Origin of the sequence: Pseudomonas schmalbachii (assembly GCF_017589465.1) — a bacterium.
Taxonomy (GTDB): domain Bacteria; phylum Pseudomonadota; class Gammaproteobacteria; order Pseudomonadales; family Pseudomonadaceae; genus Pseudomonas; species Pseudomonas schmalbachii.
The window spans coordinates 164,673-188,316 of record NZ_JAELYA010000010.1 but is presented as its reverse complement, the minus strand read 5'-3'; the positions used below and the strand labels follow the sequence as shown (position 1 = coordinate 188,316).

Genomic DNA, 23,644 nt, shown 5'->3' with positions numbered 1-23,644 from the left:
CAGTGAAGCCCAACATCTGGTGGGCGTGGAATCGTTGGGCTTCGCAGGCTCAGCGCCAACCTACGAGTTGCGTTGCCACAGCGCGTAATGTACCGCCCCGGCCTGCTTCTCCCGATGCAGGCGCCAGTTGGGTGGCAGGCCGAGGCTGGAGGGGACGGCTTCGCTTTCGGTGTAAATCCAGGCGTTCGCCGCCAGCCAGCCGCGCTCTTCGAGCAGGCGGCAGGCGTTCTGCAGCAGGTCCTGGTGGAATGGCGGGTCGAGGAAGACCAGATCGAACGCCCTGGCCGGCTGGGATTCCAGATAGCGCAGGGCGTCGGTCTGCAGGAGCTGCCCGCTTTCGCACTTGAGCGTAGCCAGATGGCCGCGCAGGGCAGCCACCGCTTCGCTGTTGAGGTCCAGCGCCAGGCCCTCGCTGGCTCCGCGCGACAGCGCTTCGAGGAACAGCGCGCCGCTGCCGGCGAACGGGTCGAGCACGCGGGCGCCGGGCACGTACGCCGCCAGCCAGTTGAACAGCGTCTCGCGCACGCGATCCGGCGTCGGGCGCAGGCCCGGGCCGTCCGGGAAGCTGAACTTCCGGCTGCGCCACTCGCCGCCGATGATGCGCAACTGGCCCTGTCCGCCGTGCTGACGCTGCGGTGCGCGGGAAGCGCCGTTGGTTCGCTTGTTCATCAATGCTCCGGAATGCCGACGGGTTGCTCGACAGGCTTGTCGCTCGGCGCCGGCAGCGGTTTCTGTTCCACGGTCGGGCCGGCGGTGACGACGACGAAGGCATCCGCATCGAGATGGCGGTTCATCGCCGCCTTGACCTGCTCGACGGTCAGGCTCTGCACCTGGGCGAGGAAGTTCTCCAGGTAATCCAGCGGCAGGTTGTAGAAGCCGATGGCGCCGAGCTGGCCGACGATGTCGGCGTTGCTCGCGGTGCTCAGCGGGAAGCTGCCGGCCAGTTCGCGCTTGGCGTCGTCCAGCTCCTTCTGCGTCGGACCGCTGGCGAGGAAGTCGCGGACGATGTCCTGCACCAGCTTGAGGGTGCCTTCGCTGACTTCCGCGCGGGTCTGCAGGCCGATGGTGAACGGGCCGCGGGTCTGCATGCCGGTGAAGCCGGAGTAGACGCCGTAGGTCAGCCCGCGCTTCTCGCGCACCTGCTCCATCAGGCGGGTGCCGAAGCCGCCGCCGCCGAGGATCTGGTTGCCCAGGTACAGCGCCGGCCAGTCCGGATCGTTACGCACGATGCCGAGCTGGGCCAGCATCAGATGGGTCTGCTTGGACGGGAACTCGATGTGGTGCACACCGGGCTTCGGCACTTCGGGCGCAGCCGGCGCCGGCAATGCCGGACCTTTCGGCAGGGCCCCGGAGACCTGCGCGGCGATGGCTTCCGCCTCGCTGCGGCTGAGGTCGCCGACCAGCGCGATGACCGTGTTGCCGGCGGCGTAGGCCTTCTGGTGGAAGGCGCGCAGCTGGGCGACGCCGATCTTCGGCACGGAATGCTCGTCGCCGTCGCTGGAGTGGGCGTAGGGATGCTTGCCGTAGAGACGCTCGAACAGCTCGATGCCGGCCAGCTTGCCGGGGTTCTGCTTCTGGTACTCGAAGGCCGACAGCGCCTGGTTGCGGATGCGCTCCAGGGCCTCCTCGGGGAAGCTCGGCTGGCCGACCACCTGCTCGAACAGCTGCAATGCCGCTGCGCGCTTGTCCGCGTCGCTCAGGCTGCGCAGGCTGGCGACCGCCATGTCGCGGTAGGAACCGTTGCCGAAATCGGCGCCGAGGCCTTCGAAGCCGCTGGCGATGGCGGTGGAGTCCTTGCCCGGCACGCCCTCGTTGAGCATGGCGTTGGTCAGCATGGCCAGCCCGGGGTTGTCGCCATCCTGGCTGCTGCCGGCTGCGAAGGTCAGGCGCAGGTCGAACATCGGCAGCTCATGGGCTTCGACGAACAGCACACGGGCACCTTCGGCGGTCTTCCATTGCTGGATATCCAGCTTGCGGTGGCTGACCGCCTTGTCGGCGACTTCCGCCAGGGATTGCAGGACCGGCGGGGTCGATTCGCCCGAAGTCTGCACGGCAGGCGGTGCACCTTCGCCGACGGCGGCGGGACGACCGATGAAGAAGACCAGGCCAGTCACCAGGACGATGACGGCCAGGCCGAGCAGGCCAAAACGCAGGCCGTTGCGCTCACTCATGATTCGGCTCCTTGTCGGCGGTGGCTTGCGGCAGTACGTGGGCGAGGGTCATGCGCGAGCGGGTGAAGTAGGTGCGCGCGGCTTTCTGGATGTCCTCGGCGGTGACTTCCTGCAGCGACTTGAGGTCTTCGTCGGCCAGCTTCCAGGGCAGGCCGACGCTTTCCAGCTCGCCGATGCTGCTGGCCTGGGCGGCAATGGAGTCGCGCTCGTAGACCAGCCCGGCGATCACCTGGGCGCGCACGCGTTCCAGTTCCTCCTGGCTGGGCGGGTTGCTCTTCAGTTCGTTGAGCTGCTGCCACAGCGCGGTCTCGACCTGCTGCAGGGTCTTGCCCTTCTGCACGTTCGGCGTGGCGCTGAGGATGAACAGGCTGTCGCCGCGGTTGAGGGGGTCGTAGGAAGCGGATGCACCGGCGACCAGTTCCTCGCCACGTTCCAGATGCACCGCCAGGCGCGCGCTGTAGCCGCCGTCGAGCAGCGCGGAGATCAGCCGCAGGGCGTGCACCTCGCGCGGGTTCTTGCTGCTGCCCAGGCTGGGCACGTTGAAGCCCATGATCAGGCTCGGCAGCTGGGTGCGCACATGCAGGATCAGGCGGCGCTCGCCGGGCTCGGGCAGTTCCAGCGGCTTGCGCGCGGACGGCAGCTCGCGCTTGGGAATATCGCCGAACCAGCGCTGGGCGAGGTTCTTCACGTCCTCCGGCTGCACGTCGCCGACCACCACCAGGGTGGCGTTGTTCGGCGCGTACCAGGCCTGGTACCAGCGGCGCAGGTCGTCGATGGTCATGCGCTCCAGGTCGGCCATCCAGCCGATGGTCGGGGTGTGGTAGCCGCTGGCCGGGAAGGCGGCGGCGCGGAAGCGCTCGAAGGCCAGCGAGCTGGGCTTGTCGTCGGTGCGCAGACGGCGCTCTTCCTTTATCACCTCGATCTCGCTGGCGAACTGGTCGGCCGGCAGGTTCAGGTGGGCCATGCGGTCCGCCTCCAGCTCGAACGCCACCGGCAGGCGGTCGCGGGCGAGCACCTGGTAATAGGCGGTGTAGTCGTCGGTGGTGAAGGCGTTCTCCTCCGCGCCGAGATCGCGCAGCACGCGCGAGGCCTCGCCGGGGCCAAGCTTGCGGCTGCCTTTGAACATCATGTGTTCGAGCGCGTGGGACAGGCCGGTCAGCCCGGGCGTCTCGTAGCTGGAGCCGACCTTGTACCAGAGCTGGGACACCACCACCGGGGCGCGGTGGTCTTCGCGGACGACGACCTTGAGGCCGTTGTCCAGGGTGAATTCGTGGGTGGGCTGTGGTTCGGCGGCGCTGGCGAGCAGCGGCAGGCAAAGGCTGCCGAGCAGCAGGCCGGCATAACGGCGTGCGGGGATCTTCATCGTGATCGTGAACCTTTCGGGCTATCCGTATGGTCTCAAGAGGCGTCGGGCAGCCTCTTAACCCCGGCGGGCGAGGAGATGCTAGGATACCCATCCGTTTTCCGGGCGGCCACGTCCCTCGGTGTCATCAAGAGATTCGATCCATTCATGTTTGGTTCCAACGACGACAAGAAGGCCCCGCAGGACGGGGAAAAGAAAGGTCTTTTCGGCTGGTTCAAGAAGAAGCCGGCCGAGACCCAGCCCGCAGCCGCGCAGCCGGAAGCCACCCCGGTGGCGAGCGAAGCGCCGGCAGCAGAGCCCGCCGCGCAGGCCGCCGAGCCGGCCGTAGCTCCGCAGATCGCACCCGAGCCGACGACGCCGCCGGAGCCTGTCGCCCCGGTCGTGGAAGCGACCCCCGCGCCCGCGCCGATCGCCAGCAGCGAACCGGTCGCCCCGGCGCAACCCGAACCCGCTCCCGCCCCGGCAGTCGCCGAAGCCGATAAACCCGGCTTCTTCACCCGCTTCAAGCAGGGCTTCTCCGGCGCCGAGAACAAGCCCGCGCAGCCGGCGCCTCAGCCTGAGACCGCTCCCACACCGCAACCAGCGGTCGAAGTCGCACCGCAGGCCGTGGAACCGGCTGCCCCCGTCGCCGAGGTCGTCCAGCCCGAAGCAGCTCCCGCACCCCAGGCAGCGGAGCAACCGGCCCCGGCTCCCGCCGAACCGGCCAAGGTCGGCTTCTTCACCCGCCTCAAGCAGGGCCTGTCGAAGACCAGCGCCAGCATCGGCGAAGGCATGGCCAGCCTGTTCCTCGGCCGCAAGGCGATCGACGACGACCTGTTCGACGAGATCGAGACGCGCCTGCTGACCGCCGACGTCGGCGTCGAGGCGACCAGCGTGATCATCCAGAACCTGACCCAGAAGGTCGCGCGCAAGCAGCTCGCCGACAGCGGCGCGCTGTACAAGGCGCTGCAGGAAGAACTGGCCAGCCTGCTCCGCCCGGTGGAAAAACCGCTGCAGATCGACAAGCGCGAGCCCTACGTGATCCTCGTGGTCGGCGTGAACGGCGTGGGCAAGACCACCACCATCGGCAAGCTGGCGAAGAAGCTGCAGCAGGACGGCAAGAAGGTCATGCTCGCCGCCGGCGACACCTTCCGCGCCGCCGCTGTCGAGCAGTTGCAGGTGTGGGGCGAGCGCAACAACATCGCGGTGATCGCCCAGCACACCGGCGCCGACTCGGCCTCGGTGATCTTCGACGCGGTGCAGGCCGCCAAGGCCCGTGGCGCCGACGTGCTGATCGCCGACACCGCCGGCCGCCTGCACACCAAGGACAACCTGATGGAAGAGCTGAAGAAGGTGCGCCGGGTGATCGGCAAGCTGGACGAGACGGCTCCCCACGAAGTCCTGCTGGTGCTGGACGCCGGCACCGGACAGAACGCGATCAACCAGGCCAAGCAGTTCAACAACGCAGTGGAACTCACCGGCCTGGCCCTGACCAAACTGGATGGCACCGCCAAGGGCGGGGTGATCTTCGCCCTGGCCAAGCAGTTCGGCCTGCCCATCCGCTACATCGGCGTCGGCGAAGGGATCGACGATCTGCGCACCTTCGAGGCCGACGCCTTCGTCCAGGCACTCTTCGCAGAGCGGGAGAACGCATGATTCGCTTCGAGCAGGTAGGCAAACGCTATCCCAATGGCCATGTCGGCCTGCACGAGATTTCGTTCGACATCCACCGCGGAGAAATCCTTTTCGTCACCGGTCACTCCGGCGCCGGCAAGAGCACCCTGCTGCGCCTGATCCTGGCGATGGAACGGCCGACCTCCGGCAAGCTGCTGCTCGGCGGCCAGGATCTCGGCCGCATCAGCACGCCGCAGATTCCCTTCCTGCGCCGGCAGATCGGCGTGGTGTTCCAGAACCACCAGTTGCTCGGCGACCGCAGCGTGTTCGACAACGTCGCCCTGCCGCTGCAGATCCTCGGCCTGCCCAAGGCGGACATCGCCTATCGCGTGGAAGCCGCGCTGGACCGGGTAAACCTCAAGGAAAAGGCCGAGGACCTGCCGTCCGACCTTTCCACCGGCCAGCAGCAGCGGGTCGGCATCGCCCGCGCGGTGGTGCACCGCCCCGCCCTGCTGCTCGCCGACGAACCGACCGGCAACCTCGACCCGCGCCTGGCCTCGGAAATCATGTCGGTGTTCGAGGACATCAACCGTCTCGGCACCACCGTTCTGATCGCCAGCCACGACCTGGCACTGATCGCGCGCATGCGCCACCGGATGATCACCCTGCAACGCGGGCGCATCATCGCCGACCGCGAGGAGGACGCCTGATGGGCGCCAACGAACTGCCCCACGGCCCGGAAGAGGGCGCACCGCAACGCAACGCCCGTGCGGAGCCCGAACAGGACAGCCTGGATTACAGCGGCTCGCTGAGCGCCTACGCCGAGAGCCACCGTGCCAGCCTGACGGACAGCCTCAAGCGGCTGTTCGGCCATCCGTTCGGCAGCTTCTTCACCTGTCTGGTGATGGGCATCACCCTCAGCCTGCCGATGGGCCTGTCGCTGCTGCTGAACAACGTCGAGCGCCTTGGCGGCTCCTGGCAGCGCGCGGCGCAGATTTCCCTGTTCCTCGACCTGAAGACCGACGAGATGCAGGGCCAGGAACTGCGCGAGCAAATCGAACGCATGCCCGACGTGATCGAAGCCCAGCTGATCGGCCGCGACGAGGCGCTGCGGGACCTGCAGCAGCAGTCCGGCCTCGGCGAGGCGCTCAAGGAGCTGCCGGACAACCCGCTGCCGGCGGTAATCTCGGTCACGCCCAAACAGATCGACAAGGCCCAGCTGGACACCCTGCGCCAGCAACTCTCCGAGCTGCCCGGCGTACAGCAGGCGCAGCTCGACCTGGTATGGGTGGAGCGCCTGTCGGCGATCCTCAAGCTCGGCGACCGCTTCGTCTTCGGCCTGACCATCGTGCTGGTGCTGACCCTGCTGCTGGTGATCGGCAATACCATTCGTCTGCACATCGAAAATCGTCGTAACGAAATCGAGGTGATCAAGCTGGTCGGCGGGACCGACGGCTACGTACGCCGGCCCTTCCTCTATATGGGCGCGCTCTACGGCCTCGGCGCCGGGTTGCTGTCCTGGGCGCTGCTGGCCTTCGGCCTGGACTGGCTGAATGCCTCCGTGGTCAATCTCGCCGGGCTCTACGGCAGCGATTTCGCCCTCGCCGGCGTGCCGCTGGAAGACGGCCTGTCGCTGACCATCGGCGCCGTGCTGCTGGGCTGGATCGGCGCCTGGCTGGCGGTGGCGCGGCACCTGCGGGAGCTGGCACCGCGTTGATTCAGGTCAGTTTTTTTCGGGTTGTTCAGTGAAGTGTAAAAGAACTTTTACACCCACTTGCAGTCAGATGCCGCAGTGCTATATTGCGCGAGTTTCGTAAGTCGGAGGTTTCGAATGACCACTTCCCTGCAACCTGTCTATGCCTTGGTTCCCGGTGCAAACCTGGAGTCCTATGTGCATTCGGTGAACAGCATCCCGCTGTTGTCGCCGGAGCAGGAGCGCGAGCTGGCCGAACGCCTCTTCTACCAACAGGATCTGGAAGCGGCCCGGCAGATGGTGCTGGCGCACCTGCGCTTCGTCGTGCACATCGCCCGCAGTTATTCCGGCTATGGCCTGGCCCAGGCCGACCTGATCCAGGAAGGCAACGTCGGCCTGATGAAGGCCGTGAAGCGCTTCAACCCGGAAATGGGCGTACGCCTGGTTTCCTTCGCCGTGCACTGGATCAAGGCGGAAATCCACGAGTTCATCCTGCGCAACTGGCGCATCGTCAAGGTCGCCACCACCAAGGCGCAGCGCAAGCTGTTCTTCAACCTGCGCAGCCAGAAGAAGCGTCTGGCCTGGCTGAGCAACGACGAAGTGCACCGCGTCGCCGAAACCCTTGGCGTCGAGCCGCGCGAAGTGCTGGAAATGGAAAGCCGCCTGAGCGGCCAGGACATGGCCTTCGACCCGGCAGCCGATGCCGACGACGAAAGCGCCTACCAGTCGCCGGCGCACTACCTGGAAGACCATCGCTACGACCCGGCGCGCCAACTGGAGGACGCGGACTGGAGCGACAGCTCTACCGCCAGCCTGCACGAGGCGCTGGAAGGCCTGGACGAGCGCAGCCGCGACATCCTCTACCAGCGTTGGCTGGCCGAGGAGAAAGCCACGCTGCACGACCTGGCGGCCAAGTACAACGTTTCCGCCGAGCGTATCCGCCAGCTGGAAAAGAACGCGATGAACAAACTGAAGGGGCGCATCGAGGCCTGACTGGCCACGGCGAACCCGCTACGATTGAAAGCCGCGCCCCATCAAGGCGCGGCTTTTTCATATGCATCGGAGATCCACATGCCACGCCTACGCCCGAGCCACGGCCTGTTCTTCCTCGTCATCGCCGTGCTGGCGTTCGCCATCGGCCTGTGGTTCGCCCGCTCCTCCGCGCCGCTCAAGCCGCCGGCCTGGCTGGCCGACTGGCAGCGCGAAGTTCTGGCGCCACTGGCGGACGACAGCCTGACCCTAGGCCAGTTGCACGCCCGCCAGCCCGGCGAGCTGTGGCTGACCACCGACGCCGAAGGCGCCGAACTCAGCTACCGCGGCGAACTGGATACGGACGAAGGCGCCTGGCGCATGGAAGCCGAGCTGGCGCTGAGCGCCGAAGAGCGCAACAGCCTGCAGCAGGCCACCGGTATCGCGCCGGGTAGCCCTGCCCAGGCATTGAGCAAGCAGATGCTGGAGCAGCTGTCCGGCAAACCGGTCGCTTCCATCGCCCTGGCGCCGACGGAAGACCTCGCCATCGGCCACCTCGCCGCGGCGTTCGGCCAGCCGCGGGTGACCCTGCAGACCGACGACGGCGAAGCCTGGGTCTACCCCGACCGCGGCCTGACCCTGCTGCACAAGGACGGCGCCCTGCAATGGCTGCGCGTGGTGCCGCGCAAGGCGTTCACGAAGCCGGAACAAACCGGCGGCTGACAGCCCCCGCTCAGTGCAGGCGGCGCAGATAGTCGGCGCTGCCTAGCTGGACCATCTGCTGGCGAATCCACGCCGCACGCTGACGCACATGCGGACCGGGGCGGCTGGCGCTCCACTCGCGCGGATTCGGCAGCACCGCGGCGAGCAGGCTGGCCTGCTGGCGCGACAGGCGACCGGCATCCACACCGAAGTGATGACGCGCGGCAGCCTGGGCGCCGAACACACCGCTGTCCCATTCCACGCTGTTCAGGTAGACCTCGAGAATCCGCTCCTTCGACCAGAAGGTCTCGATCAGCAGGGTGAACCAGGCCTCGAAGCCCTTGCGCAGCCAGCTGCGGCCCGGCCAGAGGAACAGGTTCTTGGCCACCTGCTGGCTGATCGTGCTGGCGCCGCGCACGCTCCTGCCCCGCTGGTTGTACGCCATGGCCTGCTGGATCGCCGGCAGGTCGAAGCCGTGATGCTCGGCGAACTTCTGGTCTTCGCCAGCGATCACCGCCATTTTCAGCGTATCCGGCAGCTCATCCCAGGAACGCCAGCTGCGCTGCAGGTCGATCGGCTCGCCGTCGAACCAGGACTCCACCTTGCGTTCGACCATCAGCATGGTTCCGGGCGGCGGCACCCAGCGCAGCACCAGCACCAGCGCGGCGCTGCCGGCGAGGAACCAGAGCAGGTACTTGAGCAGGCGGCGGGGCAGGTTGCGCATGAGGCTATGCCTGGGAAATTGGACGGGTCATTATAACGGGACTGTCCCGACTGAATGGATTCTTCATATGCTGCGCACCTTCCTCATGCTGGCCGCATTCTTCGGCTTCACCGGCGTTGCCCTCGGTGCCTTCGCCGCCCACGGCCTCAAGGCCCGCCTGAGCGCCGAGTACCTGACGGTGTTCCAGACCGGCGTGCATTACCAGCAGATCCACGCACTGGCCCTGATCGGCGTGGCGCTGCTCTCGGCGCACATCGGCGGGCGACTGGTCGAGGTCGCCGGCTGGCTGTTCACCGCCGGCATCCTGCTGTTCTCCGGCAGCCTCTACCTGCTGACAGTGACCGGCACTCCGATGCTGGGCATGATCACGCCGATCGGCGGCGTGGCCTTCCTTGGCGGCTGGCTGCTGCTGTTCCTGGTCGCCTTCAAGCTGGCCTGACCCGAGCGTCAGAAAACCCGGCGAATGGAAGCCGTTCGCCTTGGTCCCGGGGGGATATCGGGCTAGAATGCCGTCCCCCTCCAGTTACGACCTGTCCGCCCATGCGTATCCAGTTGAATGGCGAACCTTTCGAGCTGCCCGATGGCCAGACCGTCGCGAACCTGCTCGAGCGTCTCGAACTGACCGGCCGCCGCGTCGCGGTCGAACTGAACCTGGACATCGTGCCACGTAGCCAGCACGCCGCCATCGCCCTGCGCGAAGGTGACCAGGTTGAAGTTGTGCACGCTATCGGCGGCGGCTAGAACCAGCCCGCCGCTGCAGAATCAGGCCCCGCCCAGCCTTATCTCCCGAGGAGTGATCCGATGAGCCAAGCTCCATCCACCCTGCCTGTCGACAAGCCCTTCACCCTGGCCGGCCGCACCTACGAGTCGCGCCTGCTGGTCGGCACCGGCAAGTACAAGGATCTCGACGAGACCCGCCGCGCCATCGAGGCGTCCGGCGCGGAAATCGTCACCGTGGCGGTGCGCCGTACCAATATCGGCCAGAACCCCGACGAGCCGAACCTGCTCGACGTGATCCCGCCGGATCGCTACACCATCCTGCCGAATACCGCCGGCTGCTACGACGCCATCGAGGCCGTGCGCACCTGCCGCCTGGCCCGCGAACTGCTGGACGGCCACAACCTGGTCAAGCTGGAAGTGCTGGCCGACCAGAAGACCCTGTTCCCCAACGTGGTCGAGACCCTCAAGGCCGCCGAAGTGCTGGTCAAGGACGGCTTCGACGTCATGGTGTACACCAGCGACGACCCGATCATCGCCCGCCAACTGGCCGAGATCGGCTGCATCGCGGTGATGCCGCTGGCCGGCCTGATCGGCTCCGGCATGGGCATCTGCAACCCGTGGAACCTGCGCATCATCCTCGAGGAAGCCACCGTCCCGGTGCTGGTGGATGCCGGCGTGGGCACCGCCTCCGATGCCACCATCGCCATGGAGCTGGGCTGCGAGGCCGTGCTGATGAACACCGCCATCGCCCACGCGCAGAACCCGGTGATGATGGCCGAGGCGATGAAGCACGCCATCGTCGCCGGCCGCCTGGCCTACCTGGCCGGACGCATGCCGCGCAAGCTGTATGCCAGTGCGTCTTCGCCGCTGGAAGGCCTGATCGGCTAAGAGCCTGTCCATGATCTGCTGCGCGTCGGCATAACTGCGTTGAAAACGGGCTCGGAAGCTACTTGTAGCTAACGCACTTCAGTGCGGCCCCGAAGGGGCGAGCGAAGCGAGTCATGCTCATTTACTGCGTGTAAACTCCGCTCCCTCACCCGTTTTCGCCTTGTTCTGCTCTAGCTCGCGAGATCCTGAACAGGCTCTGATACCCTTTTCTATCTCCTGACGACGGGCCGGATGCCTGAGGTGTCCGGCCCGTCTCATTTACAGTTCCAAGGTTCCAGACATGAGCGATATCCAGGAAACCCAGGCAGCCGTTGCCGATGCGCGCCCCATGCGCACCATCAAGAGCTTCGTGATGCGCGCCGGACGCATGACCGAAGGCCAGCAGCGCGGCCTCGACCAGGGCTGGCCGCGCTTCGGCCTGGAACTGGCCGACGGCCTGCAGGACTTCGACAAGGTCTTCGGCCGCCAGGCGCCGCGTACCTTCGAGATCGGTTTCGGCATGGGCCACGCCACCCTGGAGATGGCCGCCGCGGCGCCGGATCAGGACTTCATCGGGGTGGAAGTGCACCGCCCGGGCGTCGGCGCGCTGCTCAACGGCATGCTGACGCAGGACCTGAGCAACATCCGCGTCTACAGCTGCGATGCCATCGAAGTGCTGAAGAACTGCGTAGCCGACGCCAGCCTCGACCGCCTGCTGCTGTTCTTCCCCGACCCGTGGCACAAGTCCCGCCACCACAAGCGCCGCATCGTGCAGCCGGAGTGGGCAGAACTGGTGCGGCAGAAGCTGAAGATCGGCGGCGTGCTGCACATGGCCACCGACTGGCAGCAATACGCCGAGCACATGCTGGAGGTGATGAACGCCGCGCCGGGCTACCGCAACCTGTCCGCCGACAACACCTACGTACCGCGCCCGGAAGAGCGCCCGTCGACCAAGTTCGAACGCCGCGGCGAGCGCCTCGGGCATGGGGTGTGGGACCTGAAGTTCCAGCGCGTCGAATGAGTCATCGAAGGCCTGCATTGCAGGCCTTTTCATTCTGGGAGCCCCTCACCCCTGCCCTCTCCCGGAGGGAGAGGGGGCCGTACGGAGTTGTGGGCAGACACGGAGTTTCGCCGGGCGCCGATCAGTCCCCTCTCCCTCCGGGAGAGGGTTAGGGTGAGGGCAAAACAAGCCCGCTAATCGATCACCTCCGCCCCCAGCACCGTCGTTTCCGGCAAGCGCATCGGCGCCGGGCTGATCTGCAGGTATTTGATGCTGTTGCGCGGAATGATCAGCAGGTCGCCATCCACCTCGATGCTGATCGAGGTGGATTCCATCTGCTTGCGGATGCCGCGGGCGATCTCGGCAGGATCGTCGCTCTGCTGGGGAAAGCGCAGCGCCATGCGCTGGCCATCGTTGAAGTGGACGTAGAGATGCTTGATCGCTTTCATGTTCCCTCCGCGGCACCAGGGTCTGTTGGTCGACCGCCGAGGATACCGGCAGGCTCAGCTGCGGTCGGCGATCATGCCTATCACGAAGAACACTAGCAGCAGCACCGGCGCGAGGGTGTAGTTGTTGAAGTAGCCGAGCCCCTTGGCGACCCATGGCGTGACGAAGACCATCGCCAGGCCGTAGCCGACCGCGCAGATCAGCACGAACAGCAGGGTGCGGAAGATGAAGTTGAGGCTGCCGATGCGCTGCTGCACCCAGGCGTTGATCGCCGGGCCGAACAGCACCAGCAGGGTGGCCATGAGCGCCATGGCGATCTCGGACAGGTGGTTGCGGCTCCAGCGGGAGGCGGTGGCGATCAGGTCGAGCGCAAAGTCCATGCATGCTCCTTGGGATTCGTCGGTCACGGGAGTTTACATGGGTCGGGGGGAGTGCGAAGCGGGGTTGCGCTCAATCCGTCGAAAGCGGAAAGGAGCGCGCTGCAGGCAGGGGGATCTTCCATCGTTGCGAGCCATCAGATCGCAATCATCCGAAGGCCGAAAAGCCCCTTGATCGGGGGTTCGGAATAAGGCTCAGACAAGCCAAATCCAAAGAAGTTCCACCAGAAAATCAATGACTTGCATTTTTTAGCTAAAGTCGTGCTACTCGTCGGGAGACGCTTGTCTGGCCGCTCGCGCGACCCCAGCATCGGCGCCAACACAACCACAGAGAGACACTCTCTATGAAGTACTCCTCGATGCTCCTGCTTACCCTGGCTCTGGCCGGCGGCAATGCTTTCGCGGATGGCGATACCCGTGCGGGTGTCGGTGGCGCGCTGGGTGGGGTATTGGGTTCGGTCGTCGGCCAAGCGGTCGGCGGCAGCACCGGTGCCGCAATCGGTAGCGGTCTCGGCGGCGCAGCCGGCGGTGCAGTTGGTGCTCGCCGTGGCAACAAGACCGAAGCGGCCATTGGCGGCGGTCTCGGCGCAGCTGGCGGCAATGTCATCGGCAACAAGGTCGGCGGCAGCACCGGCGGCCTGATTGGTGCAGCCCTGGGTGGCGGCGCCGGCGGCGCGCTGGGCAACCATTACGCCGACAACAACCGCGACGACGACTATGACGGCCGCGACTATCGCCGTGCCGGTTACCGCGAAGGCTATCGCGATGGCCGCCGCAACGGCTGGCGCGACAATGGCTACCACCGTGGCCATTACAAGAAGAAGCACTGGCGTCACAAGCACCGTCATTGGGATTGATGGCTAAAGCTTGACCCATGTCTACGAACAGCCGGACTCGCATTGTCCGGCTGTTTCGTATGCGACAGAATTTTCCGAATCTTTTTCCCACTGGAGATACGCCACATGCGTAAACCCCTTTCAGCTCTTGCCTTCACCATCCTGGCGTCGCAGTACGCGATTGCCGGCGAAACCACTACCACCGCCATCGGTGGCGGTGTGGGCGGCGCCCTTGGTAGCGTGGTCGGCCAGGCCATCGGCGGCAACACCGGCGCGGCCATCGGCGCAGGTGTAGGCGGCGCGGCCGGCGGCGCGATGACCGCGAAGGACGGCAAGAAAACCGAAGCGGCCCTTGGCGGCGGCCTGGGCGCAGCCGGCGGCCAGGTGATCGGCAACAAGGTCGGCGGCTCCACCGGCGGCCTGATCGGCGCAGGCGTTGGCGGTGCCGCGGGCAGCGCGATCGGCAACAACCTGGCCAAGGACGACGACCATCACAGCGACAACCGCAAGGCCAATTACAAGCGCAAGCATAAGCACAAGCATCGCGACGATTGATGCGGCTGTAGATACAGAAAGCCCGTCGAATCGACGGGCTTTCTTTTTGTCGCGGGCATGGCCCGCTCCTACGCTACGGTCAGCAACGGGTCGAATTCCTGTAGGAGCGAGCTCTGCTCGCGAAGCTTTTGCGGGGCGGATGTTCGCGAGCAGAGCTCGCTCCTACAAAAGCATCATCGGCGGCAAGACAGTTGCTCCTACACGGAATGTCCCCGTAGGAGCGGGCCATGCCCGCGATCCTGTGCTTACACCGCCACGGGCGCCTTGATATGCGGATGCGACTGGTAGCCGACCAGCTCGAAGTCGTCGAAGCGGAAGTCGAACAGGTCCTTCACTTCCGGGTTGAGCTTCATGGTCGGCAGCGGCAGCGGCTCGCGGGTCAGCTGCAGGTCGGTCTGTTCCAGGTGGTTGGCGTACAGGTGGCAGTCGCCGCCGGTCCAGATGAACTCGCCCGGCTGCAGGCCGGCGACCTGGGCGACCATCAGGGTCAGCAGGGCGTAGCTGGCGATATTGAAGGGTACGCCGAGGAAGATGTCCGCCGAGCGCTGGTAGAGCTGGCAGCTCAGGCGGCCGTCGGCAACGTAGAACTGGAACAGCGCGTGGCACGGCGGCAGGGCCATTTCGTCGATCAGCGCCGGGTTCCAGGCGGAGACGATCAGCCGGCGCGAGTCCGGGTTGTTCTTCAGCATCGTCATCAGGTTGGCGATCTGGTCGATATGGCGGCCGTCCGGCGCCGGCCAGGAGCGCCACTGGTAGCCGTACACCGGGCCGAGGTCGCCGTTCTCGTCGGCCCACTCGTCCCAGATGGAGACGCCGTTTTCCTTCAGGTAGGCGATGTTGGTCGAACCCTGGAGGAACCACAGCAGCTCGTGAACGATCGACTTCAGGTGGCACTTCTTGGTGGTGACCAGCGGGAATCCCTCAGCCAGGTCGAAGCGCATCTGGTGGCCGAAAACGCTGTAGGTGCCGGTGCCGGTGCGGTCGCTCTTGAAGGTGCCGTGGTCGCGCACGTGGCGCATGAGGTCGAGGTACTGTTTCATCGAAAACCCGTGTCGAAGGGCATCCTGCCCGAATCAGAACAAGCGGCAATACTACGGGCCGCCGCCCGGCGCCGCCACCCTGGCCGACCGAGCGGTTCGCCGGCCCGATCATTCAGCACCTGAATGAATCCGCCGGGCGCCCGCACCATGCAGCCCTCAACCACCGGCAGACCGCCACTACCCGGATAAGGGAGTGTCTTGCCGCCCTGCACATCGCTAGAGTTTGCCGTCCCTGCATGGCAGGCTTGCCATCCCGATAACAACAACCGAACAGCGAACCAGGAGCCGCCGATGAGCAGTCGCGAGCAGATCCTCGAACTTGAGCGCAGCGTCGATGCCGCCGTGCTCGGCCAGCGCGACGTGGTGCGGCAGATCATCCTCGGCCTGCTGGCCAACGGTCACCTGCTGCTCGAAGGCCTGCCGGGGCTGGCCAAGACCCGCACCGTGAAGGCCCTGTCGCGCCATCTGGACGCCGACATGAGCCGCATCCAGTTCACCCCCGACCTGCTGCCCTCGGACATCACCGGCGCCGAGATCCTCCAGCAGGTCGACGGCCACCAGCAGATCCATTTCCAGCCCGGCCCGCTGTTCGGCAACCTGATCCTCGCCGACGAGATCAACCGCGCCCCGGCCAAGGTCCAGGCGGCACTGCTGGAGGCCATGGAGGAGCGCCAGATCACCGTGGCCGGGCACAGCTACCGGATGCCCGATCTGTTCCTCGTGCTGGCCACGCAGAACCCCATCGAGCAGGAAGGCACCTACCCGCTGCCCGAAGCGCAGATGGACCGTTTCCTGATGAAGGTGCTGATCGACTACCCGCAGCCCGAGCACGAGGCCGAAGTCCTGCGCCTGCTGCGCGCCGAGGAACAGGGCGCGCTGGAGACCCAGCCGGCACCGGCCCCCACGCCGATCCCGCAGCAGGCGATCTTCGCCGCCCGCCGCGAGGTCAGCGCGATCCACGTGTCCCCGGCCATCGACCGCTATCTGGTCGACCTGGTCAATGCCACCCGCAAGCCCGCTGCCTACGACGCCGACCTGGCGCGCTGGATTCTGGTCGGCGCCAGCCCGCGCGGGGTGATCGGCCTCGACCGTGCCGCCCGCGCCCACGCCTGGCTGGCCGGGCAGGACTACGTCAGCCCCGACGACGTGCGCGCCGTGCTGCACCCGGTTCTGCGCCACCGCCTGCAGCTGTCCTACGACGCGGTGGCCGACGGGATCGCTGCCGACCAGTTGCTCGACCGCCTGCTCGACAGCGTCGCCATTCCTGCCTGAGGTCCGGTCCATGTCCGTGGAAGCCGACGGCCTCGTCTATGCCAGCCTCGCCCAACTGATGGCGCTGGAAGCGCACAGCCGCGGCCTGAGTTTCGCCGTGCGCAAGCCGCGTGCGAGCATCCTCGCCGGCCGCCACGCCTCGCTGCTGCGTGGACGCGGGCTGAACTTCGAGGAGCTGCGCCGCTACCAGCCCGGCGACGATCTGCGCCATCTCGACTGGCGCGCCTCGATGCGCTACGGCAAGCCCTTCGTGCGTTCCTTCAGCGAGGAACGCGACCGCCCGACGCAGATCCTCGTCGACCAGCGCATGGACATGTTCTTCGGCTCCCGGCGCGCCTTCAAATCCACCTGCGCCGCCGAGCTGGCCGCTCTGGCCGCGTGGATCGCCTACCACGGCGGCGACCGCGTCGGCGGCCTGGTGTTCGACGACCGCCGCATAGAACGCATCGCCCCGCTGCGCAGCCGCACGCGGGTGGAAGCGCTGCTGGCGGCCATCGTCCGGCAGAACAACGCGCTGGCGGCCAACGCCCCGCAGGTCGAGGACGCCCACGGGCAACTCGACAAGGCCCTGCTGCACTGCCTGTCGCTGGGCTGCCACGGCCAGACCATCGTCATCGTCAGCGACTTCGCCGGCGCCGGCGCGCGCACCCAGCAACTGCTGCGCCAGCTCGCCGTGCACAACGACGTGATCGCCATGCAGATCTACGACCCGCTGGCACTCAACCTGCCCAAGCGCGGCCGGCCACGGGTGACCCAGGGCGACCTGCAGCTGGAACTGGCGGTGGAGCGCCGCCGGGTGCATGAGCCGCTCACCGAGTTCATCGGCGGTCGCCTGCGCGAAGTGGGCGAACTGCTGCGCCGCAGCCAGGTGCCGCTGATGCTCTTCGAAACCGCCGAGCCGGCGCTGCAGCAATTGCGCCGCGAACTCGGCAAGCTGGGCGAGATGCGCCGATGAGCAAGCCGGAACCGTCTCTCGACCAGATGCGCGAACTGCCGCTGCCGATGCCGCCAGGCTGGATGCCGCAGACCTGGGGCTGGCTGGCGCTCGGCGGGCTGGTCCTGCTGGCGCTGCTGGTGTGGGGCGGCCTCGCCCTGCGGCGCTGGCGGCGCAATCGCTATCGCCGCGAAGCGCTGGCGCAGCTGGCCGCCCTGCAGATCGCCTTCGACGACGATCCACAAGCCCTGCGCGAACTGCCCGGCCTGCTCAAGCGCGTCGCCCTGTCGATCGGCCCGCGCACGGAAGTCGCCGGTCTGAGCGGCGCCGAGTGGCAGACCTTCCTGCAGAACCGCTGCCCGACGCCGCTGCCGGCGGACTTCGCCGAACGCCTGGCGCGGCTGGCCTATGCGCCCGACGCGCAATTGCGCCAGCTCGATGCCGGCGAGCTGTTCGCCATCGCCCGCCGCTGGCTGGAGACGCACCATGTGGCAGCTTGATTACCCCTGGCTGCTCCTGCTGCTGCCGTTGCCGCTGCTCGGCTATCGCTGGCTGCCGGCCTATCGCGAGGCGCGCAGCGCCATCCGCGTACCGTTCTTCACCGGCATCAGCCGCGCCATCGGCGGCAAGCCGGAGCGCGACGGCCTGCGCGGCAGCCGCGCGCAATTGCTGCTGAACATGCTGGTCTGGGGTCTGGTGCTGATCGCCTGTGCGCGCCCGGTGTGGATCGAGAAACCCATCGAGAAGCGCCAGCCGGTGCGCGACATCATGCTCGCCATCGACATCTCTCAATCCATGGAGACGCCGGACTTCGCCAACTCCGCCGGCCAGCGGGTCGACCGCCTGAGGGCGGTGAAGGAAGTGGTGCACGACTTCATCGTCCGCCGCAAGGACGACCGCCTCGGCCTGATCGTCTTCGGCAGCAACGCCTTCCCGCAGGCGCCGCTGACCCTCGACCACGCCAGCCTCGGCCTGCTGCTCGACGAAGTCGGCATCGGCATGGCCGGACCGAACACCGCCATCGGCGACGCCATCGGCCTCGCCGTGAAGCTGCTCGACCAGGCGAAGGAAAAGGACAAGCTGGTGATCCTGCTCACCGACGGCAACGACACCGGCAGCGCCATCCCGCCGCAGCACGCCGCCGAGCTGGCGCACCGCCACGGCGTGACCGTCCACACCATCGGCATCGGCGACGTGCAGGCCAGCGGCGAAGCCAAGGTCGATCTCGACGTCCTGCGCGAAATCGCCCTGAACACTGGCGGACGCTTCTTCCGCGCGGAAGACCGGCGCACCCTGGAACAGGTCTACGCCGCCCTCGACGAACTGACCGCCCACGAAGTGCAGACCCTCAGCCACCAGCCGCGCCGCGAGCTGTTCTGGCTGCCGCTGGGCGGCGCACTCGGGCTGCTGGCGCTGTACCACCTGTTCAGCCTGCTGCTGGCGCGGCTGCGCATGCGCCGGGTGGAGGAGGCCTGATGCAGATCGATCTCGCCGCCTTCCACTTCCTGCGTCCGGCCTGGCTGCTGCTGATCCTGCTCGCCGCCGCCCTGCCGGCGCTCTGGCTGCGCGCACAGGACCCGGCGCGCAATATCTCCATCCCCCCGGCGCTGCTGCGCCACCTGCTGGTGGAGCCGCAGGACTCCGCGCGCCTGCGCCCGGTGCACCTGCTCGCCGCGCTGCTCGCCCTCGGCGCCATCGCCGCCGCCGGGCCGACCTGGGAGCAGGACCGCCCGGCCTTCCTCGACGACCGCGCACCACTGATCCTCGCCCTCGACCTGTCACCGTCGATGGATGCCGCCGACGTGCCGCCGAGCCGGCTGGAGGCGGCGCGCAACAAGTTCCACCAGTTGATCGAGCGCCGCAAGGGCAGCCGCATCGCCCTGCTCGCCTACGCCGGCAGCGCCCATCTGGTGCTGCCGCCCACCGACGATCCGGCGCTGCTCGACAGCTTCCTGCAGGTGCTCGGCAGCGACATGATCCCGCGCCCCGGCAAGAACGCCCTCGCCGCCATCGAACAGGCCAAGCGCCTGCTCGCCGCCGAACACACGCCCGGTACCCTGGTGCTGGCCACCGACGGCGCCGACGCCAGCCAGCTGGACGCCGTCGAACAGGCGTTGAAAGGCAGCGACCTGCAGGTGCTGGTCCTCGCCGTCGGCAACCAGGACGGCGGCATGCTGCGCGACGCCCACGGCCAGCCGCGCCTGGACGCCAGCGGCAAGCCGGTGCTCGGCCGCTTCGACGGCGACGGACTGAAGCAGCTGGCCGACGCGGCCGATGCGCCGCTGGGCAGCCTGACGCTGAACGACGACGACCTCGACTGGATCGAACTGCATGCCCAGCGCCATTTCCAGGCCGCCCAGGGCGACGACGAGGAAATCCACTGGAAGGACGCCGGCTACTGGCTGTGCTGGCCGCTGCTGGCGCTGGCCTTCCTCGCCGTGCGCCGCGGCTGGAGCGTGAACTGGCTGGCGGCGCTGCTGCTTGGCCTGTTCCTGCAGGCGATGCCGGCGCAGGAGGCCAATGCCGGCGCGCTCGCCGACGCCTTCCTGACCCGCGACCAGCAGGGCCGCTGGGCCTTCGAGCAGGGGCGTTATCCACAGGCGGCGGAGCTGTTCGACGATCCGTACTGGAAGGGCCGCGCCGCCTACCAGGCCTCCGACTACCAGGCAGCGCTGGCCGCCTTCGCCCGCCTCGACAGCGCCGAAAGCTGGTTCTACCTGGGCAACACCTACATGCATCTGTCGAAGTTCGCCGACGCCGCCGCTGCCTATCGCCAGGCACTGCAGCGCCAGCCGGGAATGGCCGAGGCGCAGGCCAACCTGGAGCTGGCTCTCGCCCTGGAGAAGATCGCCGACGAGCAGCGCGAAGTGACGCCGGGCGACGAGCCGGACAAGATCGAGTTCGACAAGCAGAAAGGCAAGGGCAAGGACGTCGTCATGGACAAGCAGAAGGCGACCTCGGAAGACATCTGGCTGCAGAACCTCAGCACCTCGCCGGCACAGTTCCTCAAGCGCAAGTTCATGCTGCAGGACGCGCGGGAGGCCCGGCCATGAGGCGCCTGCTGCTGATCCTCTGCTGCCTATGCCCGCTGCTGGCCTTCGCCGAACCGAAGGTGCTGGTGGAAAGCCGCCTGCAGCCCGGTGGCGAAGTGGTGGTCGGGCGTACCCTGGACCTGGAAGTCGACGTGCTGGTGGACACCTGGTTCACCGCCGCGCCGCAGTTGCCGACGCTGGAACTGCCCGGCGCGCTGGTCACCCCGCCGGCCGGCTCCAGCCAGCACCTGACCCTGCAGCGCGACGGCGCCACCCTGTTCGGCCTGCGCTACATCTACCGCATCACCCCGACCCGCCCCCAGGGCTTCGCCATCCCCGCCCTGCAGGTGACGGTGACGGCCGGCGAGGCCAGCGCGCCGGTCAGCGTGCGCAGCCAGCCGCTGCGCTTCAGCGCCAGCCTGCCGGCCGGCGGCGAGAACCTGCTGGTGGCGGAAGGACTGCGCCTGAGCCAGACCCTGGGACAGTCGAGCAAGTCCCTGCAGGTTGGCGACAGCATCACCCGGCGCATCACCCTGCAGGCCGACGGCGCCCAGGCGATGCTTCTCGAAGCGCTGCCGCTGGCCGAGGTCGATGGCCTGCGCCGCTACCCGAAGAGCCCGCAGGTCAGCGACATCCCCAGCCCCGGCGGACGTGGCGGCGTCGCCGGCGGCCAGCGCATCGACAGCGCCAGCTACGTGATCGAGAAGCCCGGCCGCTACCGCCTGCCGGCCATCGAGCTGCGCTGGTGGGATATCCACAGCGGACAGGCGCGGACCGCCAGCCTGCCCGCGCTGGAGTTCGAGGCCAGCGCCAGCACGCGGGCCAGCGGGCCGTTCTCCATTGACGAGGAACTGCGCCAGCTCGGCCACGACGCGCGAATCAGCATCTCCCGCCACGGCACGGCGCTGCTGGCGGCGCTGTTCGCCGGCACTGCGCTGTTCTACTGGGGGCAGCTCTACTGGCGCAGCCTGTGGCGCGCCGCACGGCGCTTCTGGCGGGCCCGCCGCGAAGCCTGGCGGCGCTCGGCGGGCCATGCCTGGCGGCGCATTCCGGCGCAACTGCGTGCGTCGCCGGCACGGCTGGATGCGCTCTACCTGTGGGCCCGCCGCGCCTTTCCCGGAAGCGACCCGCGCCTGCTCGGCCCCCACCTGCCCAACGGCCTGCGTGCACGCCTGCAGGACCTGCTGCGCGCCTGCTATGGCCGCGACGGCAAGGTCCGCGATGCGCTCGCCGCCCTGCGCCGGGAACTCCCCGTGCTGCGCCGGCAGGCGCGGCGGCAGGTCCGGCGCAACGGGAAAGGCGCCCTGGCCGCGCTCAATCCCACCGCCGAAAAGCGCTCCTGAAACGGGCGGAGCAGGCAAACCGAGCATCATTCCCTGCCTGAATGATCCCCGCACCACACCCGCAGCCCAGTAAATACGCGGCCTGCAACGGTGCATGAAGAAGCGTCTGCGCCCACCTACCCGATTGGTTGGGTCCGGTCCGCCGCCCGCACGGATATCCTCGCCACGTCCGCGAGCCCTCGCTCCGCGAATAAGAACAACGATGTGACAGGAGCTATCCCCATGCCTACGTTCAACCGCCGCCTGGCGAGGTTCGCACTCGGTGCGGCCGCGCTGCTCGGCGCCAGCATCGCCAGCGCGGCCGACAAGCCGAACATCCTGGTGATCTACGGCGACGATATCGGCCAGACCAACATCAGCGCCTACGCGCTGGGTGTGGTCGGCTACAAGACACCGAACATCGACCGCATCGCCAAGGAAGGCATGCTGTTCACCGACTACTACGGCGAGAACAGCTGCACCGCCGGCCGCTCCACCTTCATCACCGGCCAGGCTTCGCTGCGCACCGGCCTGACCAAGGTCGGCATCCCCGGCGCGCCGGTCGGCATCCAGCCGCGCGACGTCACCCTGGCCACCGCGCTGAAGGGCCAGGGCTATTCCACCGGCCAGTTCGGCAAGAACCACCTGGGCGACCGCGACGAGTTCCTGCCGACCAACCACGGTTTCGACGAGTTCTTCGGCAACCTGTACCACCTGAACGCCGAGGAAGAGCCGGAAGCGCCCTACTGGCCGAAGGACCCCAACGATCCCTTCGTCAAGCACTTCTCGCCGCGCGGGGTGATCCACTCCTACGCCGACGGCAAGATCGAGGACACCGGTGCGCTTACCAAGAAGCGCATGGAAACCATCGACGACGAGACCACCGCTGCCGCCCAGGCCTTCATCGAGAAGCAGGTCAAGGCCGACAAGCCGTTCTTCGTCTGGATGAACACCACCCGCATGCACCTGTTCACCCACGTGCGCAAGGAGCACCAGGGCCAGAGCGGCATGCCGGGCAACGAATATGCCGACGGCATGCTCGAGCACGACGGCGACGTCGGCAAGCTGCTGAAGACGCTGGATGACCTCAAGGTCGCCGACAACACCATCGTCGTCTACACCACCGACAACGGCCCGAACCGCTTCACCTGGCCGGACGCGGCGACCTCGCCGTTCCGCAACGAGAAGAACTCCAACTGGGAAGGCGCCTTCCGCGTGCCGGCGATGATCCGCTGGCCGGGCCACATCAAGGCGGGCGAAGTCTCCAACGAGATGTTCTCCGGCCTCGACTGGTTCCCAACCCTGATGGCCGCCGCCGGCGTGCCGGACGTGAAGGAGAAGCTGCTCAAGGGCTGGACGCCGGTATCCGGCGGCAAGAACTACAAGGTGCACCTGGACGGCTACAACCAGCTCGACTACCTGACCGGCAAGGCGAAGAACAGCTCGCGTAACGAGTTCTACTACTTCAACGACGACGGCCAACTGGTTTCCGCCCGCATCGGCAACTGGAAGTACGTGTTCTGCGAGCAGCGCAAACCGGGCGGCTTCGAAGTGTGGAGCGAACCCTTCGTCTGCCTGCGCATACCCAAGCTGTACAACCTGCGCATGGACCCGTACGAGACCGCCGACATCGTCTCCGACCAGTACAACGACTGGGTCATCAGGAACGGCTACCTGCTCGGCATCGGCATCATGAAGACCTCGCAGTTCCTGCAGACCTTCGTCGAGTGGCCGCCGAGCCAGCGTCCGGCCAGCTTCACCATCGACCAGGTACAGGCCGCGGTGAACGCGAAGATCGCCGAGAAGATGAAACAGCAGGCCCAGCAACAGCAGCACTGATCCACCACCCCCTGTCCCGCGAGGGATAGGGGGGCGGTACGCCGTTGCAGGTGTGCACGGCGTTTCGCCTGGCACCTAACACTCCTCTCCGGGGGGCAACGGCAGCCCCTCCCCGCCACACGGTTTGACATCCCCCCGGCAGTCACAGAAGCTGCACCCCACCGTGAAACCAGCCCGTCCAGACGGCG

The 23,644-nt window shown here is 67.3% G+C and carries 25 protein-coding genes; 18 read left to right on the top strand and 7 right to left on the bottom strand.

From position 1 onward, the window contains the following. Nucleotides 1-60: 60 nt before the first annotated feature. Genes rsmD through JFY56_RS22380 form a run of 3 tightly spaced genes read right to left on the bottom strand, consistent with a single transcriptional unit; the run spans nt 61 to nt 3,534 of the window. Nucleotides 61-669 (bottom strand): 16S rRNA (guanine(966)-N(2))-methyltransferase RsmD, encoded by a 609-nt coding sequence (gene rsmD, locus JFY56_RS22390; protein ID WP_208316362.1) that lies wholly within the window; start codon nt 667-669, stop codon nt 61-63. Further along, nucleotides 669-2,171 carry a M16 family metallopeptidase gene (locus JFY56_RS22385; RefSeq protein ID WP_208316361.1) on the bottom strand — a complete coding sequence of 501 codons (1,503 nt, stop codon included), beginning with the start codon at nt 2,169-2,171 and terminating at the stop codon, nt 669-671. Before JFY56_RS22385 ends, rsmD begins: the two co-directional genes overlap by 1 nt. Then, on the bottom strand, nt 2,164-3,534 hold the full coding sequence (locus JFY56_RS22380; protein WP_208316360.1) for a M16 family metallopeptidase: 1,371 nt from the start codon (nt 3,532-3,534) through the stop codon (nt 2,164-2,166). Before JFY56_RS22380 ends, JFY56_RS22385 begins: the two co-directional genes overlap by 8 nt. Before the next feature lie 147 nt (nt 3,535-3,681). On the opposite strand from JFY56_RS22380, the gene ftsY reads away from it, so the two are divergent. The 5 genes from ftsY to JFY56_RS22355 all read left to right on the top strand — a co-directional run bounded on the left by ftsY (nt 3,682) and on the right by JFY56_RS22355 (nt 8,512). Beyond that, entirely contained in the window at nt 3,682-5,169 is a 1,488-nt protein-coding gene (gene ftsY / locus JFY56_RS22375; RefSeq protein WP_208316359.1) for a signal recognition particle-docking protein FtsY, read from the top strand. Next, nucleotides 5,166-5,837 (top strand): cell division ATP-binding protein FtsE, encoded by a 672-nt coding sequence (ftsE, locus tag JFY56_RS22370; RefSeq protein WP_208316358.1) that lies wholly within the window; start codon nt 5,166-5,168, stop codon nt 5,835-5,837. Before ftsY ends, ftsE begins: the two co-directional genes overlap by 4 nt. Further along, entirely contained in the window at nt 5,837-6,844 is a 1,008-nt protein-coding gene (gene ftsX, locus JFY56_RS22365) for a permease-like cell division protein FtsX (RefSeq protein WP_208316357.1), read from the top strand. The genes ftsE and ftsX overlap by 1 nt, the downstream gene beginning before the upstream one ends. Before the next feature lie 114 nt (nt 6,845-6,958). Continuing rightward, entirely contained in the window at nt 6,959-7,813 is an 855-nt protein-coding gene (rpoH, locus tag JFY56_RS22360; RefSeq protein ID WP_208316356.1) for an RNA polymerase sigma factor RpoH, read from the top strand. 78 nt (nt 7,814-7,891) lie between these two features. Further along, a complete protein-coding gene (locus JFY56_RS22355) occupies nt 7,892-8,512 on the top strand; it encodes a hypothetical protein (RefSeq protein WP_208316355.1) in 621 nt (206 codons plus the stop codon). Nucleotides 8,513-8,522: 10 nt separating this feature from the next. Here the strand turns inward: JFY56_RS22355 and mtgA are convergent, their stop codons facing one another. Continuing rightward, on the bottom strand, nt 8,523-9,215 hold the full coding sequence (gene mtgA, locus JFY56_RS22350; protein WP_208316354.1) for a monofunctional biosynthetic peptidoglycan transglycosylase: 693 nt from the start codon (nt 9,213-9,215) through the stop codon (nt 8,523-8,525). Nucleotides 9,216-9,282: 67 nt separating this feature from the next. On the opposite strand from mtgA, the gene JFY56_RS22345 reads away from it, so the two are divergent. From JFY56_RS22345 to trmB, 4 genes are all read left to right on the top strand, one after another. After that, nucleotides 9,283-9,654 carry a DUF423 domain-containing protein gene (locus JFY56_RS22345; protein ID WP_208316353.1) on the top strand — a complete coding sequence of 124 codons (372 nt, stop codon included), beginning with the start codon at nt 9,283-9,285 and terminating at the stop codon, nt 9,652-9,654. A 101-nt stretch (nt 9,655-9,755) separates the two neighbouring features. Further along, nucleotides 9,756-9,956 (top strand): sulfur carrier protein ThiS, encoded by a 201-nt coding sequence (gene thiS, locus JFY56_RS22340; protein WP_208316352.1) that lies wholly within the window; start codon nt 9,756-9,758, stop codon nt 9,954-9,956. A gap of 60 nt (nt 9,957-10,016) precedes the next feature. Continuing rightward, complete coding sequence (locus JFY56_RS22335) at nt 10,017-10,823, top strand: thiazole synthase (protein WP_208316351.1); 807 nt, start codon at nt 10,017-10,019, stop codon at nt 10,821-10,823. Nucleotides 10,824-11,151: 328 nt separating this feature from the next. After that, nucleotides 11,152-11,823, top strand: coding sequence for a tRNA (guanosine(46)-N7)-methyltransferase TrmB (gene trmB, locus JFY56_RS22330; protein ID WP_236033030.1), 672 nt, complete (start codon nt 11,152-11,154; stop codon nt 11,821-11,823). 173 nt (nt 11,824-11,996) lie between these two features. Here the strand turns inward: trmB and JFY56_RS22325 are convergent, their stop codons facing one another. Both JFY56_RS22325 and JFY56_RS22320 read right to left on the bottom strand, forming a co-directional pair. Next, on the bottom strand, nt 11,997-12,251 hold the full coding sequence (locus JFY56_RS22325) for a hypothetical protein (RefSeq protein ID WP_208316349.1): 255 nt from the start codon (nt 12,249-12,251) through the stop codon (nt 11,997-11,999). A 54-nt stretch (nt 12,252-12,305) separates the two neighbouring features. Then, complete coding sequence (locus JFY56_RS22320; RefSeq protein WP_208316348.1) at nt 12,306-12,629, bottom strand: DUF3392 domain-containing protein; 324 nt, start codon at nt 12,627-12,629, stop codon at nt 12,306-12,308. A 341-nt stretch (nt 12,630-12,970) separates the two neighbouring features. Between JFY56_RS22320 and JFY56_RS22315 the strand changes: the two genes are divergently transcribed. Together JFY56_RS22315 and JFY56_RS22310 are read left to right on the top strand one after the other, a co-directional pair. Then, on the top strand, nt 12,971-13,483 hold the full coding sequence (locus JFY56_RS22315; RefSeq protein ID WP_208316347.1) for a hypothetical protein: 513 nt from the start codon (nt 12,971-12,973) through the stop codon (nt 13,481-13,483). A gap of 105 nt (nt 13,484-13,588) precedes the next feature. Further along, nucleotides 13,589-14,017 carry a YMGG-like glycine zipper-containing protein gene (locus tag JFY56_RS22310; protein WP_208316346.1) on the top strand — a complete coding sequence of 143 codons (429 nt, stop codon included), beginning with the start codon at nt 13,589-13,591 and terminating at the stop codon, nt 14,015-14,017. Between the two features lie 245 nt (nt 14,018-14,262). Here JFY56_RS22310 and JFY56_RS22305 read toward each other — a convergent pair whose 3' ends face one another. Next, nucleotides 14,263-15,057, bottom strand: coding sequence for a thymidylate synthase (locus JFY56_RS22305; protein WP_208316345.1), 795 nt, complete (start codon nt 15,055-15,057; stop codon nt 14,263-14,265). Nucleotides 15,058-15,348: 291 nt separating this feature from the next. Between JFY56_RS22305 and JFY56_RS22300 the strand changes: the two genes are divergently transcribed. From JFY56_RS22300 to JFY56_RS22270, 7 genes are all read left to right on the top strand, one after another. Then, the gene (locus tag JFY56_RS22300; RefSeq protein ID WP_208316344.1) at nt 15,349-16,329 is read left to right on the top strand and encodes an AAA family ATPase; all 981 of its coding nucleotides are present in this window, start codon (nt 15,349-15,351) and stop codon (nt 16,327-16,329) included. Between the two features lie 16 nt (nt 16,330-16,345). Continuing rightward, the gene (locus tag JFY56_RS22295) at nt 16,346-17,284 is read left to right on the top strand and encodes a DUF58 domain-containing protein (protein ID WP_408004455.1); all 939 of its coding nucleotides are present in this window, start codon (nt 16,346-16,348) and stop codon (nt 17,282-17,284) included. Further along, nucleotides 17,281-17,763 (top strand): DUF4381 domain-containing protein, encoded by a 483-nt coding sequence (locus tag JFY56_RS22290; protein ID WP_208316342.1) that lies wholly within the window; start codon nt 17,281-17,283, stop codon nt 17,761-17,763. The genes JFY56_RS22295 and JFY56_RS22290 overlap by 4 nt, the downstream gene beginning before the upstream one ends. Continuing rightward, the gene (locus JFY56_RS22285) at nt 17,750-18,739 is read left to right on the top strand and encodes a vWA domain-containing protein (RefSeq protein ID WP_208316341.1); all 990 of its coding nucleotides are present in this window, start codon (nt 17,750-17,752) and stop codon (nt 18,737-18,739) included. The genes JFY56_RS22290 and JFY56_RS22285 overlap by 14 nt, the downstream gene beginning before the upstream one ends. Continuing rightward, nucleotides 18,739-20,316 (top strand): VWA domain-containing protein, encoded by a 1,578-nt coding sequence (locus tag JFY56_RS22280; protein ID WP_208316340.1) that lies wholly within the window; start codon nt 18,739-18,741, stop codon nt 20,314-20,316. The genes JFY56_RS22285 and JFY56_RS22280 overlap by 1 nt, the downstream gene beginning before the upstream one ends. After that, the gene (locus JFY56_RS22275) at nt 20,313-21,638 is read left to right on the top strand and encodes a BatD family protein (protein WP_208316339.1); all 1,326 of its coding nucleotides are present in this window, start codon (nt 20,313-20,315) and stop codon (nt 21,636-21,638) included. The genes JFY56_RS22280 and JFY56_RS22275 overlap by 4 nt, the downstream gene beginning before the upstream one ends. A gap of 222 nt (nt 21,639-21,860) precedes the next feature. After that, nucleotides 21,861-23,456 (top strand): arylsulfatase, encoded by a 1,596-nt coding sequence (locus JFY56_RS22270; protein ID WP_208316338.1) that lies wholly within the window; start codon nt 21,861-21,863, stop codon nt 23,454-23,456. Nucleotides 23,457-23,644 lie beyond the last annotated feature (188 nt).